Below are 13829 nucleotides of genomic sequence, written 5' to 3'. Positions count from 1 at the left end.
CCGTCGGTCACCGTGCCGTCGCCCAGAAGCGGACGGTTCGCGGGACCATCGCCTTCAGGTCCGGTCGATCGCTTTCGAGTGGCTTGTCCTCGTAGTCGTCCGGGTCGGCGGTCCCTGGCTCGAGGAGTCGCTGCACGTCGAAACCGGCCGCAACCGCCGCGTTGTGGAGCGTACTGACCTTCCGGTCGAACGCGACCATGTCCGCCTCGTAGTCCTCGTCGATGACGATCTCGCGCCGCGGGTCGGCGTGGTAACTCCGGGTCAGCGTGTTCGTCTCCGGATCCATGCGTTCGTACATCGGGTGCGGCACGTCGAACACCAGGAGGCCGTCGTCCCTGAGGACGCGGCGGGCTTCCGCCAGACAGGCCTCGAGGTCCGGCACCATCTGGTAGACCCAGCCGGAAAAGGCCACGTCGAAGGACGCGTCCGGGAGGGGCAGATTCGTGACGTCGCCGCGGACGAACCGCGCGTCGACGCCGTAGTGGTCCCGCAGGTGGCGCGCGTGGTCGAGCTGGGCCGCAGAGAAGTCCACACCGACGACCGTGTCCGCACCTTCCAGCGCCGTCCCGACGCTGCCCTGGCCGCCGCCACAACCCAGTTCGACGAAGTCGATTCCCTCGACCGTCGGGAGGAGGTCGGGCTGACTCCCGCCGGGCGGGTCGTCGGTGAACGGACACGGCGCCGGCGGGGCCTCGCCCTCGGCCGTGTTCGCGTTCCAGAGCGCCTGGAAGTCCTCGCTCCACTCCTCCCAGAGCTTCCGATTTTCCGCTCGTGTGTCGGTCATGGAAAGGTGTCTATACGCCGATGTTTTAGCTGTTCCGGGACCGACGAGAGGCTAGTTTGACCTCCTCGCTCGTCACCGATCCGCCAGCAGTTCGTCGAACGCTTCGTGATGGTCGGTGATGCGGGCGCGACGCGCTGCATCCGACAGTCCCCGACACTCCGTGTCGAGATGGCGCGCCAGTCGAATTCGTGCGAGGAGTTCGTAACATCGCCGCCGGGGCGTGTCGACCACGCCGTTGCCGTAGGCGTCCCAGAACGCACGCCGGAGCGACCGGCGGGAGTCCGGATCGAGTCGGTGGCCCGCTGTGAGGAGCGACTGGGCCATCACCGCATCCCAGAGCGGGTCGAGCGCCGTCGGCAGCTCCCAGTCGAGGACGGCGGCAGTGACCCGGTCGGCACTCGGATCGACGCAGAGGTTGTCGAGTCGATAGTCGCCGTGGACGAGCGCTGGAGTCACGTCGTCGTAATCGATTCGCTCGACGAGGTCCGTTCCAAGCGCTTCGAGCGAGTCGCGTCGTGTGTCGAATGGGGTGTCCGCCAGGTCACCGAGCTGCCGGTCGAGCGACTGGCGAAGGAGGTCGTCGAGCGGCGTCGGATCGACGACAGTGAGGGCGTCAGCGTCGAGAACGTCGGCGACGGGAGTATCGTCAGCGGAAGCGTCTGTATCGAGGCCGATTCGGCCGAACTCGGGGAACGTGATCCGGTGGAGTTCGCGCAGGTGCCGACCGGCCTCCCGACAGAGGTGCTGGGCAGCCTCGTGGGAGAGGTCGCCGACCCACTCGGCCTCGCAGTCGGGGACGTACTCGTAGACGGCGTAGGGGTACTCCAGCGGGTCCGTCCCGGTGCCGTGAACGCGCGGGACGGGAAGGTCCGTTTCGGCGCGAACACGTCGCATCGTCGCCGGTTCGGCCGGAAACGCGTCGGGAAACCGCGTCCCGACTTTGAGGAGAAGATCGGTGTCGTCCGCCAGGGTGACGCGATACGCGTGATTGTTCCCCGCCTCGATAGTGGAGATGGTGTCGATGGCGGGGTCCGGGTCGCAGGCGGTCTCGACGGCCGCGGAGAGCGCATCGCGGACGAACACGGCTACCAGATTCGACGGCTTTGTGGTATACTTGTTGGGGAGAAGTGTGAGTGGCTATTGACCCACCGCCCAGAAACGTCATCGCCAGTTCTCCCGCGACTGCCTGATCGACTCCTTCGCCCGGTCAGCCTGTGCGTCGCTCCACGCACCCGCTTCGATGAGTTCCGCAAGGGGTCATGATCACCGGACGGCCCTGTATCGGTCGTTCGACGGCTGACCCATCGCGATGAACAGGCCGCTGTCGGCGATGTGGAGGGAAGTCACGCGTGGTCAGCCGCGTCGCGGTCGTCGACGTCGAGTGCGTCTATCGACGCCCCCGAGTCCTCGATCCCGTAGTGCTCGTGGACGATGGGCCGGAGGGCCTGCAGAACGAGCTCGGCGGCCAGCGGCGAGATGTCGAGATCCTGGGCCATCAGCCGGTGAGTCACGTTCCCGCGTTCGCGTGCGACGGCGTAGGACAGCGCCGTCGCGAGGCCGGCGACCCCGTGGCGGTCGATGTAGACGTCGATATCGTCGTCGGTCTCGCGGCGACCGACGGCGTCGACCAGCGACGGCGTGATCGTGTACGTGCGATCGTCGGCCGCCGTCACGGTCAGGTCGATCTCGCGGGCCGCATAGTGACGTGGCTGTTCGTCGTCAGCCACCTCGACCACACCGGCGTCGACGAGCCGATTGACGTAGGTGTAGGCCGTCCCCTGTGCGAGATCGAGCGCCGTCAGTGCGTCCTGGACGGTTGCTTCACCCTCACGAGCGAAGTACGCGTACAGCCGAGCCAGCGGCGGCTCTTCGAGGAGGTCCGCGACCGAGAGGAAGTCGCGGACGATATCGCCGTCGGTCCGGTTCGAGGTGCGCGACATGGCGTTGTGTCTGATTACAGTTTACAGAGAAACAGTAAAGAGTGTTTGGGGTCGTTCCGATAGAGGCTCGATGAAGGGCATCGAAGGGCCATGTGGCGTTTTGCACAACTATCTAAAATGGTAATGGGGCGAAGATCCAAAGTCACAGAGAGGATTCCACTCCAGCACCAAGTTATTAGATTTCTATCCCCTCCAACAATTATATTTGCCAGCAGCACGTAGCCCACGCTGGAAGCCAGCGTCTCCATCCGTCGCAGGGGACTGCGTTAGAAATGTCCCGGGTGTTGCACCACCCGAGACGCTTGGCTTCCAAACCGCTGCGCGATTTGGTTGCCATGTTCCGGAAGACACCTCCGAGACAAAAAGGTCTCGCACGCCGCTGGTTTAGAGAGTCGTATCGCTATCCGTCGCAGAGCTTCGTTTTCGGGGATTGGGGGCCGAGTCACTTCGATCGCCAACGCTGCGAGGTGCTCGGATGAAATCCGTCGAGCGAACGAGCGACGGAGCTGGCGATGGGACTCGTGACCGCGAGTGCTATCGGTGTAATCGGGACGTGGCACCAGCGCTGCTCTTCCGGATCGACGTGGCGCCGCCGGACACGCTGGCGGACTACGCCCACTCGGTCCGGTTCTGCTGTCAGGATTGCGTCGCTGCGATGGGAATGCTGGAGTTTACCGAGGAGTGGAAGGAACAAGCCGGGTTAGGATAGGCAGACAGATTCACTGGCCAATCGTCTCGTTCATACGGATGCTGAACCACCGATTCTATCAATCTATTCTGTTGAGAAGTTCGGCTGATACGGCGGATGAAGATTGTATGTAAGCGCGTCTGAAGTTACCCGTTTTCGAGAGTGAGGGGATGCGGCGGATATTTACTTGTAGTAGAACGCTCATTAGCAGACCATGAGACAGTTCAACATAAATAGAATTAGTTGGTGGAACGGAATCATCGCCGGAGCATTCGCTTTCGTCTTGGGCTATCTGCTGACCCGGCATATGGTACTCATGGGCCCGCTGCCTGATAGCGGTGTGGAGGCCAGCGAAACAACGATCACCGGTTGGTTCCATTACAACGCCCACACGGTACCGATTGCTGAAGAGGTTACAGCGTTCGGCGAAACAGCAACTGCCTCAGGGTACAACCTAATCAAATTGGAAGATACATCCAGATATTTAGAATTCCTCTATGTGATTCCACCACTCGCACTATTCGTCTCTGGAATTCTCGCAGCTGCGAGTGCAAGAAGCACGCAGCGTATCTCTTCTTCAGTCATCAATGGAGCATCTGTCTTTTTCGGGTATCTCATCGCTGTCGGAGCTGGCGTTGTCATCTTCTCGGCCTCGATGACTGATTGGGGCATCTCGGGAACAATGCGGCCCGATATCTGGATGGCACTTATCGTTTCAGGCATCATTTATCCATTATTCTTTGGCGGGCTAGGAGGACTCGCGTACTTCTTCACTCAGGGGAAAATTCGTATTCAAACTCACTGATAGCCTATTGCGGCCATCCAATAATTTCGTTTAGCGGGTCCCACTCTGTTTATTCGCTTGTCTCATACACAGGAGTTCCCAAAGTGTGAGAGCGTCGGAGCAGTCGATGAGGGCGTCGCAGAGAACATTATCGTACCACAGGTATCCGACTCGAAGAAGGCCCGTGACGTCCATATCTCACACGACAGGGCAATGCAGATTATTGACTATCTCTGCCAGTACGAGTGGGCATCAACCGCCAACATCGCCTTCCACACCCTCTATCATACGGGGATGCGTCGTTCGTCGCTCTACTCGCTTGACGTGGATGATTGGTACACTGACGAGCAGTATCTGGCTGTCCGTCACAGGCCGGAGCAGGGAACTGCTCTGAAGCTCAAATCAGAAGGTGACCGGAACGTCAGTGTCACCGATTCTCGGCTGGTCGAGGCTTTCAATGAATGGGTGAATCGGCAGCGCCCAGACGTGACAGATGATAACGAGAGGGAGCCGCTCCTGGCCTCGAAGCAAGGACGTTTCCATTACAAGACTACATCTGAAATCTGCTACAAAGTCACTCGACCGTGTTACTTCGCTAAGAGTTGCCCACATGACCGAGACATAGAAAAATGTGAGGGAACCTCCTATCGGGGCTACTCAAAGTATCCTGATTCGGTGAGCAGTCATCCGATTCGTCGGAGCGCAATAACACATCATCTCTACTCTGATGTTCCAAAGGCCATCGTTTCTGAGCGGATGAACGTCTCTGAGAAAGTGCTTGACCATCACTATGATGCACGAGACAAGGAGCAAAAGCGGCAAAACAGAACAAAATATCTTAACGGACTATAATTCGTACTAATTTAAGAGCAGTCATCTTCCGTAATCCGGTCGTGTATTTCAGGCGTTAGTAGCTCCCTCATGCTCGGAAGGACACCTTCGTTCTCCAATTCCTGTAACATATCATCAAAAATTTCATGTTCGTCTCGCAACTCTTCGCGAACCCTTTTCAGCTCTCGAATTTGTTCGACATATTCGTCCAACTCCTCTTGCAATGTCATTCTGACAATGGCATATACGTCATCTCTTAGATCAACTACATCATCCCAGTTCTCAGCTATTATTTCAAAAGGATAGATGCAGATGTCGTCCACACTCTCATAGAAATAGTCGTAACCATCGTTGTGCTCTCCAATATCAATAACCATTTGAGGAAGACGATAGCTGTTCCCATCCATATGAAGGTCATCTACGTTGATGGCATACCTAGGAAAACTCTTAGAGAACGTTGAGTTTTTTACCAGCACTGGGAGGACATTATGGTGTTGAACATAATGCCTCATACCAAGGATTACACGGGAGCTGGACTTGTCTGCGAAGTTGTCTCTCCGATACTTGAGACGGTCAGTACACACAGGGTCTGGTACAGATTGTGCAAGTGTCGTGACTAAACATTTGAATGTGTAGTACCCAGACAAAAAGTGATGTAATCGCCTTTCAGCTTCATGAAGGTGCTCTCGATTAGTGAATCGATGCTGAGTTGCAGACTTATCTAGTCCCGGGTCCTCAATCTGATTTAATTGTTCCCCATCTCGTTTTAGCGTCTGAAACCTCCATTCAAACTGTTGCAAAGAATAAATAACATCTCTACCTGGGAGCTCTCTGGGACGTACGACCATGGTAAGCCATTGTCCCAAACAGTTATAATTCTTAGTGCATGATTATTCACGAATGGCACAAATTCAAGAGAGTCAATATGCAGTCATGAGAGTTAATAAGGAGGACATTGATTTAATAGACCTCGCTTTTATGGGCGGAGTTTCAGTTGAAACTAAACATCGTGATTATAATGATGAAATGACCTCCAGGATTGAGAAGGTAAGTCCGGGGGATATTCTTCAGGCACAAATCCAAAGTGAAGATGTTCTACAACCAAACGCCATCTGGAGATTTTTGGAATTTAATGTGGTTGGACACGACCCCGGTTGGTCATGGTCCTGATAGTAGCGCTACATCAACTGGAGAGAAGTCGAAGTGAATTTAGGAAACGTCCGGCCCGACTATCATAGGCATAATAAGACGTTCTTGGAATTCATTATCTACTCCCAGATTGCGTAGAATCACATATATTACTATTTTACGTAAATCAGTCCAACGGTTTGTATTGTCGATTAAGCGTTCCGAGTCACCTTCATGCACCACTAAATTCCTGATTTCCCGGGATTCCTGGATAATCTCTTCAATTTCGTCCATATCGAACCCAATGTCAAGATACTCAAGGAATATTTTTATCTTCACATCTATACTGTGCTCATATAGATATTTCTGCCCAAACCTGTATTCTAAAAATTCCAGCTGTTTTTGTCTGAACTGGTCTTCCACATTTTCTAATAGAATTGATTGGACCTGTTCTCTTTCTTCTTTTGTAAATAAATCCCCCACCTCTTCTTGATATGACTCGTAATTTCGGTTCGCACTTGATTCAAGGGCTATCCAAAGGATGGTAAATTTGTTAGACACAAAATTGGCGGCACTGGCCTCTAAGAACTGGCTTATCGGTTTTAGTTTTCGATTCTGCTCGGCTTCTGAAGCAGGTATAACTGTGTCAAGAACCACATCAATAAATGGACCGAGTTCAATTCCTGGGTTTGGGGGACCGGTCACAACGCCATTAACAATCTTGAGATTTGTATTATCTATATCAAAGGTCCTTGTTGAGATAGTGTGGAATGGATTGTTCTGTTCAGTACCTTTGTAATATCCATTAAATCGCACATCTCGATGAAGTGCAAATGACAATATCTGAGAAATATGGTTTGCTGTCCTTATTGCATCCTCTTTTGATTGTTCAATATGAATATTAGCTGTATGCCAATATCCTGTTCTATAGTCACTATCGGTTTTTCTTCGATCATTTTCGAACTCCTCTGCTCCCTCAAGTAATTCTATTCGCACATTGTGTGCATCATTAGTGTAATCACTCTGTCCAGGAAGAGTCAAGTTATAGAAAGGGAACACATAATCCGTCATTGCACCCAATTCAAATCCCGCATATAAAAACCTTCTAATCATCTCAACCGATGAATTGCTGTGGTGGAGGGTGTGAAGAACGGAGCTCTCGTTGAAGGTGTAAACACACAAGATCTATTGCAATGCACTGTATTTGTTGACATGTCCGCTAATAAGAGTAAGAGTGCTACACTCGGCAGAGTGAGAATGGAAGCCACTCCGACACTATTCGGGTTGAGACCAATATGTAGCCAAAATCGACAGCCGTCGGCTCCTTGCGAACAGAGTGCGGCAGAATTGGATCCGCCGGGAATTGAACCCGGAATTAGACGTTCCTGCTCGCTCGTTTCGCTCGCTGTGCGGGCTGCGACTAATAGGGCTTCAAATCCACGCGACGCTCGGCTCGTCCATTCTCGCTCCCTCGTAAAACTCGGTCGCTCCGATGGACTCGCCGGGATTTGAACCCGGGGCCTCTCCCATGCCAAGGGAGTGATCTACCACTGATCTACGAGCCCTCCTGCGCAGCAGGAAATTTCCCGCGGGTGTAGATAAACCCCTCGAAAGCGCGAGGCGGGCGCCAGTCCGTGACACGGCCTCGACCATCCTGCCACCCGATCTCCCGTCGTTAGAAACCCTTTTCCCCGCCAGTGAACAACGACGCGTTGGGAATCGCACGGCCGCAAATCTGACCCGTCGCGCCTCGCGTCCACCTCGGACGTGATCTATCTCGCGCGACTCGAGATTGCGGAAGTGCGCCCGGCACGGAGCCGGATCTTCGCGGTCAGTGTGGTTCCTATCCTCAGCCAATGGCACGAATGCACACCCGCCGTCGCGGCTCGTCCGGTTCGGACAAGCCGACGGCAGACGACCCACCGGAGTGGAGTGACGTAGACGAAGACGCGATCGAAGCGCGCGTCGTCGAACTGGCCGAGCAGGGCCACGACCCCAGCCAGATCGGCATGAAGCTGCGCGACGAGGGCGTCACCGGGACGCCGGTCCCGGACGTCTCGCTCGCGACGGGCAAGTCCATCACGGACATTCTCGACGAGAACGACGCCGGCCCGGAGCTTCCGGAGGACCTGCGCAACCTGATGAAGCGCGCCATCCGCCTGCGCGAACACATGCAGGAGAACCCGCAGGACCACCAGAACAAGCGCGCACTGCAGAACACGGAGTCGAAAGTCCGCCGACTCGTCCAGTACTACAGCGGTGACGAGATCGCGGCCGAGTTCACCTACAGCTACGACGTCGCCGTCGAACTCCTCGAGGAGTAAATGACTGCAACGGGCCGCACCACCGAGGCGCAGCCGGCCGCCATCGAGAGCGCCGGCTTCGTCACACTGCTCGCTCGCCCCGACGGCGACGCCCTCGCCGCGGCTGGCGTCCTCGCACGGGCGCTCGCCGCCCGCGAGACGCCGTACCAGGTGAGCCTCGGTGAACGGTCCGAACGCGCGACACGCGTCGCGACGGACGACGATGCGGTGACGGTGGCCCTCGGCCCACTGGCCGACAAAGGCGACTCGACAGACGACGGGACGGACGTTGGGGACGACCCGGACGTTCGTATCCTTGACCCCGAAGCGGGGTCACTGACGGGACAGGCCGTCGCACTCGTCGACGAACTCGACGCCGACACCGAGGGTGCAGACGACCGTGACGGCACGGCCACCGCCGGACCGGATCCGGCCCTCGCACTCGCGGGGACCATCGCGGCCGGCCACGCCGAAGCCGACGCGGAAGCCGTCGCGACCGTCGTCGAGATCGCCCGCGAGGCGGGCCGGCTCGACCGGCAACCCGGCGTCGCGATTCCGACAACCGATCCCGTCGACGGGCTCGCCCACTCGACGCTGGTTCGCGCCGCGTGGTCCGGCGACGAGGCCGCCGTCGCAGAGGCGATCGGCGACACCGAAGGGCGCCAGCTGGCCTCGATCGTCGCGATCGACGCCGTCGGACACGAGCAGGCCACGGAGCGCGCCGCGACCACGATCGATCGGTTCGTCCGGCCGGACGGCACGCCCGACGGCCCGCTCGCGACCGCTGGTGGCCTGGCCGACGTCCTCACGGCGACGGCGCACACGTCGCCCGCTGCAGCCATCGCCCTCGCGATCGGCCACGGCGGCACCGACGCCGCGCTCGACGCCTGGCGGACCCACGGCGAGGCAGTCCACGCCGCGATCGACACCGCGGACGCCGAACGCCACGACGGCGTCTACGTCCTGCGGCTGGACGAGGAGACGCCCGACCTCGCTCGCACGGACGCGATCGAATCCGTCGCCGGGCTGGTCGCCGCGACGAGCACGCCGGAACCGCTGGTGTGCGTCGTCGGCGACGACCGCCTCGGCCTCGCGACCACGGACGAATCGGTCGTCCCGCACGCCGAGGCCATCGCCGGCGCCCACGGACTCCCGTGGGACGCCGGACACCGTACCGCAACGGTCCACCTCGACGACGACACCGAAGCGACGAGTGAGACCGACGAACGCGCGACCGACACGGACGTCGACGCGATCGTCGAGACCGCACGGGGGCGACCATGACGCGGCGCGCGACGATCCGGACGGCCCACGCCGAGCCGGAGACGATCGCCGCCGCGCTCGCGCCCGACAACACCGACGAGATGGCGACGCGCGTCGAACCCGCCGGCGACGACACGGCAGCGACCGACGCTGGCGACCGGGTCGTCGTCACGACGATCGAGCGCGACGCGACCAGTGGCCTCCAGGCCACCGTGGACGACACGCTCGTCAATCTCGCCGTCGCCGATCAGGTCGCGTCCCTCGCCCACGACGAGCCGGACACCAGACCGGCATCGGGCGCCGAGACGTCGACCGAAGCCGCATCGACAGCCGACCAACCAACGACAGACACCAACGATACACTATGAGTGAACGATCAGTTTCACGCACGAAGCAAGAGAAGCGGTGGTACACCGTGCTCGCTCCGGAGATGTTCGACCGGACGGAGCTCGGCGAGACCCCCGCGGACGAAGCCGAACAGGTATACGACCGAACCATCGACACGACGCTCGGCGACTTGACGAACAACGCCAGCGAGAACAACATCAAGCTCACGTTCCGCATCACGGACGTCGGCAGCGACTCGGCGTACACCGAGTTCGTCGAACACTCGCTCACACGGGACTACCTGCGCTCGCTCGTCCGGCGCGGCGCCTCCAAGATCGAGGCCTACGTGACCGTGCTGACGACCGACGACTACCGCGTCCAGATCCAGCCCGTCGCGTTCACGACCAAGAGCGCCGACGCGAGCCAGGAGCAGGCCATCCGCGAACAGATGGTCGAGATGGTCGAGTCGGCCGCCGCCGACCGAACCTTCGAAGAGCTCGTCGACAGCATCGTCCACGGTCGCCTCTCGTCGGCGATCTACGGCGAGGCCAAGACGATCTACCCGCTTCGACGCGTCGAGGTCCAGAAGACGACGCTCGTCGCACACCCCGAAGAGGTCGCCGAAGAGGAAGCGACGTCCGTCGACCTCGACGAGAGCGACGTCGAAACCGACGACTGAGCCGTTCGTGCGGAGCGTTTCGTTTTCGAGTGCGTTGCACCAACGAGCGATTGCATCGCCCAAATCAGTCCGACTCGGCGAGTCATCGAACGACGTCCGCTACGCACACAACGGACGAGACCCGATTCGGCCATCGCGACGTAGCGCCAGGAACCACCGAGACACTTACTCAGTGACGACGATCGTCCCGACCATCCGGACGCGACCGTTGCCGTCGGTCTCGTGTGGCACGCAAAAGTACTGGTACTCGCCGGGGACAGAAATCGTGTGCTCGAACGTCTCGCCGACACCGATGGCGCCGCCCTGGTCGTCGAACCAGGCGTCGCGAGCGGCCGACTCGGATTCGTAGCCACCGGAGGCGAAGTAGTCCGCCTCGCTGGTCTCGAAAACGCCGCCGTACGCCGTGACGGTGTGGACGGACCCGCTCGTGTTCTTCCAGCGGATCGGCTCGCCGACGGTCGTCTCGTAGGTCTTGGGCGTGAACGCGTTGCGGTCCATTCCGATGTCGTACTCGTCGCCGAACAGGGCGCTCGCGGCGTCACCGATCGCCGCACAGCCCGATAGCGAGACGAGGCCGACCGATCCCGCACCCGCGAGGTACGCGCGCCGTCGCATACCGTCGAGTTCGGACGGTGGGCGTTTAACCCGCGCGGTTCGCACCCACGCGCTGGGAATGGACGACGATGGAGGAGTCACACACTCACCCACTCACGCCGAGACGGAACACGTAAGGTCGGTGCCGCGCCACGGAGACGTATATGCGACCCCGGTTCGTCGGTCGGCTGGGCGTCGCCGACGTCGTCACGATCGGGAACGCGGTGCTCGGCTTTCTGGCCGTCGTCTTCGCGTTCGTCGACGTTCGGCTCGCCGCCCGGCTCGTCCTGCTCGCAGCCGTCCTCGACGGGCTCGACGGCGTCCTCGCCCGCCGCTACGGCGGGACGGCGGCCGGCCCCTACCTCGACTCACTGGCCGACGTGGCATCCTTCGCCGTCGCGCCCGCGACGCTCGCGTACGTGGTCCTCACGCGCGGCTTCGACGTCAGCCAGGCGAGTCCGAGCGTCGAACTGGCAGGGATCGCCGTCGTCTGTGCCACGTTCGTCGCGATGGCCGTCGCCAGACTCGGGCTCTACACCGCCTACGATACCACCTCGGAGTGTACGGAGGGCGTCCAGACGACACTCGCCGCGACGATCCTCGGCGCGGCCATCCTCGCGGGCGTCGACGAACCCGCCGTCGTCCTCGGACTCACCGTCGCCTTCTCCTACCTGATGGTGTCGACGATTCGTTACCCGGAGCTACTCGCCCGGGATGCACTCTTGATGGGCGTCGTCCACGTCCTCGCCGTCGCGATCCCCTCGTTCGCCGGCCGGACGTTCCCCTACGGCCTCTTGACCCTCGGCGTCGCCTACCTCGTCTTCGGCCCCTGGCTCTACTGGCGCGGCGGTGCGTTCGCCGCCCGGGTGTATGGAAACGCTTAGGGGGATTTGTACCAGAACGGCGGGTATGAAGACGCCCAGCTATCGGCGGTCACCCGACCGCGCGGAGGTGCGGGCATGAGCGACGAGGACGACGCCGACGACGAATCGGCGGACGACCCAGCCCCCGTCGGCGAGCTCGAGTCGGCACTCGCAGCCGTCCGCGAGCGGATCGACGACCTCGAAGCCGCCCTCGAGGCGGCCGAGACCGAGCCGGACCTCGACGCGGTCGAAGCCGATCTCGCCGACGTTCGGGATCAGTACGAGGCGATCGACGAGATCCCAGAGCCACCGGAGGAACCGGACGACGAGGACCAAGAGCCACCGGAAGATCCCTACGAGGACGTCAGAGACGACCACGACGAACTCGGTGACGCGCTCGACGACGTCGACTCGGGGATCGAAGACCAGCGTGGACCCTACGGCGAAGACGTCCGCGACGAGCTTACGAGCGCGCGAAACGATATCGACTCGACGCGCTGGACCGCAGAAGGGGTCGACGACCTCCGCGCCGTCGTCGCCACCGCCCGTGGGGATATCGTCGACGCGCTCGGCGCCGACGATGCCGCAATCGAGCCCGTCGACGAATCGGCGTTCGACGCGTCAAACGTCGAGCTAGCGTCCGACGACGCTGCCGAGGCCGATCGCCCGACAGCGGACGATCCGGGTGCGAGGCGGACCGCCATCGACGACCGAATCGGCGAGGCGATCGACGAACTCGTGGCGACGCTCGACGATGCGGACGAAGCGGTCGAGGCCGCCGGACTCGATGCGGACGACGACGCGGCGACGATCGCGACGCTCCTCGAGATCGCGGACGACCTCCAGTCCGGCGTCGACGACGCGACCGCCTGGGACGACCTCGAAGTGCGCGAACAGCTCCGTCGGGAGGGGTTCTACGACGTCCTCGATCACGTCAAGGACTTCCCGCCGGAGTGGCACGCGCTCAAGGTCCACCAGCGCCAGGGCAACGTCGAGATGATCCTGCTCGCGCTCGAGTCGCTCGACTCGGATTACATGGAGAAACACTGCTTCGAGGCACTGGAACGGTTGGCCGACCCGGCCGCGATCGACGTCATGGTCCAGAAAGCAAATCGTCGTGACGAGAACGCGATCGCTGTCCTCGGCGCGATCGGCGAACCAGACGACGCGGCGGTCGACACCCTGCTCGACTACGTCGACACCGGCGACGTCGCGATGCGGACGACCACGATGCGTGCCCTCGGTCAGCTGGGGACCGACGAGGCCGTCCAGCCGATCGCGAACCAGCTCGCAGACGACGACGAGACGATCCGCAGTCGCGCCGCTCGCTCGCTCGGACTCATCGGCGATACGCGAGCCATTGCCCCACTCGCTGACGTCCTCGCCGACGACGACAGCGACACCGTCCGCGCCAGCGCCGCGTGGGCGCTCCGACAGATCGGCACCGAAGACGCACTGGACGCGGTCACACCCTACGCAGACGATCGGGTCTACCTCGTCCAGGCCGAAGCCCAGCGAGCACAGTAAGGCGCCCGATTCGTCGCACCGTGTCGAGACGGTCCACTCCTCCGCTTCGATCCAGTCGCCGACGCCACTACGACCCGCAAGTCGTCACTATTTCGATCCACTAGTTTAAGTCGGAAGA

General features: G+C 60.4%; 16 protein-coding genes and 1 tRNA gene. 10 read left to right on the top strand and 7 right to left on the bottom strand.

What is annotated here, in order from left to right; translation table 11 throughout:
* Positions 1-7 precede the first annotated feature (7 nt).
* From HALRU_RS04050 to HALRU_RS04040, 3 genes are all read right to left on the bottom strand, one after another.
* A complete protein-coding gene (locus tag HALRU_RS04050; protein WP_015300130.1) occupies positions 8-784 on the bottom strand; it encodes a class I SAM-dependent methyltransferase in 777 nt (258 codons plus the stop codon).
* A 72-nt stretch (positions 785-856) separates the two neighbouring features.
* Entirely contained in the window at positions 857-1867 is a 1011-nt protein-coding gene (locus tag HALRU_RS04045) for a phosphotransferase family protein (protein WP_015300129.1), read from the bottom strand.
* Positions 1868-2127: 260 nt separating this feature from the next.
* Complete coding sequence (locus HALRU_RS04040) at positions 2128-2724, bottom strand: DUF7437 domain-containing protein (protein WP_015300128.1); 597 nt, start codon at positions 2722-2724, stop codon at positions 2128-2130.
* 475 nt (positions 2725-3199) lie between these two features.
* Between HALRU_RS04040 and HALRU_RS04030 the strand changes: the two genes are divergently transcribed.
* From HALRU_RS04030 to HALRU_RS04020, 3 genes are all read left to right on the top strand, one after another.
* Entirely contained in the window at positions 3200-3433 is a 234-nt protein-coding gene (locus HALRU_RS04030) for a hypothetical protein (RefSeq protein ID WP_015300127.1), read from the top strand.
* A 193-nt stretch (positions 3434-3626) separates the two neighbouring features.
* Complete coding sequence (locus HALRU_RS04025) at positions 3627-4217, top strand: hypothetical protein (RefSeq protein ID WP_015300126.1); 591 nt, start codon at positions 3627-3629, stop codon at positions 4215-4217.
* Positions 4218-4274: 57 nt separating this feature from the next.
* Positions 4275-5048, top strand: a complete 774-nt coding sequence (locus tag HALRU_RS04020) for a tyrosine-type recombinase/integrase (protein WP_148680428.1) — start codon at positions 4275-4277, stop codon at positions 5046-5048.
* Between the two features lie 11 nt (positions 5049-5059).
* On the opposite strand, the gene HALRU_RS04015 is transcribed toward HALRU_RS04020, so the two are convergent.
* Positions 5060-5503 (bottom strand): hypothetical protein, encoded by a 444-nt coding sequence (locus HALRU_RS04015; RefSeq protein WP_148680427.1) that lies wholly within the window; start codon positions 5501-5503, stop codon positions 5060-5062.
* A 424-nt stretch (positions 5504-5927) separates the two neighbouring features.
* Between HALRU_RS04015 and HALRU_RS04010 the strand changes: the two genes are divergently transcribed.
* The gene (locus HALRU_RS04010) at positions 5928-6197 is read left to right on the top strand and encodes a hypothetical protein (RefSeq protein WP_148680426.1); all 270 of its coding nucleotides are present in this window, start codon (positions 5928-5930) and stop codon (positions 6195-6197) included.
* A 39-nt stretch (positions 6198-6236) separates the two neighbouring features.
* Here the strand turns inward: HALRU_RS04010 and HALRU_RS04005 are convergent, their stop codons facing one another.
* Both HALRU_RS04005 and HALRU_RS04000 read right to left on the bottom strand, forming a co-directional pair.
* A complete protein-coding gene (locus HALRU_RS04005) occupies positions 6237-7226 on the bottom strand; it encodes a HEPN domain-containing protein (RefSeq protein WP_015300124.1) in 990 nt (329 codons plus the stop codon).
* Positions 7227-7648: 422 nt separating this feature from the next.
* A tRNA-Ala gene (locus HALRU_RS04000) sits at positions 7649-7720 on the bottom strand.
* A 291-nt stretch (positions 7721-8011) separates the two neighbouring features.
* Here HALRU_RS04000 and HALRU_RS03995 point away from each other — a divergent pair.
* The 4 genes from HALRU_RS03995 to HALRU_RS03980 are packed head-to-tail and all read left to right on the top strand — an operon-like array spanning position 8012 to position 10727.
* Entirely contained in the window at positions 8012-8479 is a 468-nt protein-coding gene (locus HALRU_RS03995; RefSeq protein WP_148680425.1) for a 30S ribosomal protein S15, read from the top strand.
* Positions 8480-9742 (top strand): hypothetical protein, encoded by a 1263-nt coding sequence (locus tag HALRU_RS03990; RefSeq protein ID WP_015300122.1) that lies wholly within the window; start codon positions 8480-8482, stop codon positions 9740-9742.
* Complete coding sequence (locus tag HALRU_RS03985; protein ID WP_015300121.1) at positions 9739-10089, top strand: KEOPS complex subunit Pcc1; 351 nt, start codon at positions 9739-9741, stop codon at positions 10087-10089. Before HALRU_RS03990 ends, HALRU_RS03985 begins: the two co-directional genes overlap by 4 nt.
* Positions 10086-10727 (top strand): 30S ribosomal protein S3ae, encoded by a 642-nt coding sequence (locus HALRU_RS03980; RefSeq protein WP_007698471.1) that lies wholly within the window; start codon positions 10086-10088, stop codon positions 10725-10727. Before HALRU_RS03985 ends, HALRU_RS03980 begins: the two co-directional genes overlap by 4 nt.
* A gap of 165 nt (positions 10728-10892) precedes the next feature.
* On the opposite strand, the gene HALRU_RS03975 is transcribed toward HALRU_RS03980, so the two are convergent.
* On the bottom strand, positions 10893-11342 hold the full coding sequence (locus HALRU_RS03975) for a cupredoxin domain-containing protein (protein ID WP_015300120.1): 450 nt from the start codon (positions 11340-11342) through the stop codon (positions 10893-10895).
* A 143-nt stretch (positions 11343-11485) separates the two neighbouring features.
* Between HALRU_RS03975 and HALRU_RS03970 the strand changes: the two genes are divergently transcribed.
* Positions 11486-12205, top strand: a complete 720-nt coding sequence (locus HALRU_RS03970) for a protein sorting system archaetidylserine synthase (protein ID WP_015300119.1) — start codon at positions 11486-11488, stop codon at positions 12203-12205.
* A 75-nt stretch (positions 12206-12280) separates the two neighbouring features.
* Positions 12281-13711 carry a HEAT repeat domain-containing protein gene (locus tag HALRU_RS03965; RefSeq protein ID WP_015300118.1) on the top strand — a complete coding sequence of 477 codons (1431 nt, stop codon included), beginning with the start codon at positions 12281-12283 and terminating at the stop codon, positions 13709-13711.
* The last annotated feature ends 118 nt before the right edge of the window (positions 13712-13829 follow it).

This window comes from Halovivax ruber XH-70 (genome assembly GCF_000328525.1).
In the GTDB taxonomy this organism is placed as follows: domain Archaea; phylum Halobacteriota; class Halobacteria; order Halobacteriales; family Natrialbaceae; genus Halovivax; species Halovivax ruber.
The sequence above is the reverse complement of the archived record's forward strand: the minus strand, read 5'-3'. Positions and strand labels throughout refer to the sequence as shown.

Bases quoted from the DNA above. Each gene is read 5' to 3' on its own strand.
- HALRU_RS03990 (WP_015300122.1), top strand. From the start codon at position 8,480: ATGACTGCAACGGGCCGCACCACCGAGGCGCAGCCGGCCGCCATCGAG.
- HALRU_RS03985 (WP_015300121.1), top strand. From the start codon at position 9,739: ATGACGCGGCGCGCGACGATCCGGACGGCCCACGCCGAGCCGGAGACG.
- HALRU_RS04030 (WP_015300127.1), top strand. From the start codon at position 3,200: ATGAAATCCGTCGAGCGAACGAGCGACGGAGCTGGCGATGGGACTCGT.
- HALRU_RS04025 (WP_015300126.1), top strand. From the start codon at position 3,627: ATGAGACAGTTCAACATAAATAGAATTAGTTGGTGGAACGGAATCATC.
- HALRU_RS03980 (WP_007698471.1), top strand. From the start codon at position 10,086: ATGAGTGAACGATCAGTTTCACGCACGAAGCAAGAGAAGCGGTGGTAC.
- HALRU_RS03965 (WP_015300118.1), top strand. From the start codon at position 12,281: ATGAGCGACGAGGACGACGCCGACGACGAATCGGCGGACGACCCAGCC.
- HALRU_RS04010 (WP_148680426.1), top strand. From the start codon at position 5,928: ATGGCACAAATTCAAGAGAGTCAATATGCAGTCATGAGAGTTAATAAG.
- HALRU_RS04050 (WP_015300130.1), bottom strand. From the start codon at position 784: ATGACCGACACACGAGCGGAAAATCGGAAGCTCTGGGAGGAGTGGAGC.
- HALRU_RS04040 (WP_015300128.1), bottom strand. From the start codon at position 2,724: ATGTCGCGCACCTCGAACCGGACCGACGGCGATATCGTCCGCGACTTC.
- HALRU_RS03970 (WP_015300119.1), top strand. From the start codon at position 11,486: ATGCGACCCCGGTTCGTCGGTCGGCTGGGCGTCGCCGACGTCGTCACG.
- HALRU_RS03995 (WP_148680425.1), top strand. From the start codon at position 8,012: ATGGCACGAATGCACACCCGCCGTCGCGGCTCGTCCGGTTCGGACAAG.
- HALRU_RS04005 (WP_015300124.1), bottom strand. From the start codon at position 7,226: ATGACGGATTATGTGTTCCCTTTCTATAACTTGACTCTTCCTGGACAG.
- HALRU_RS03975 (WP_015300120.1), bottom strand. From the start codon at position 11,342: ATGCGACGGCGCGCGTACCTCGCGGGTGCGGGATCGGTCGGCCTCGTC.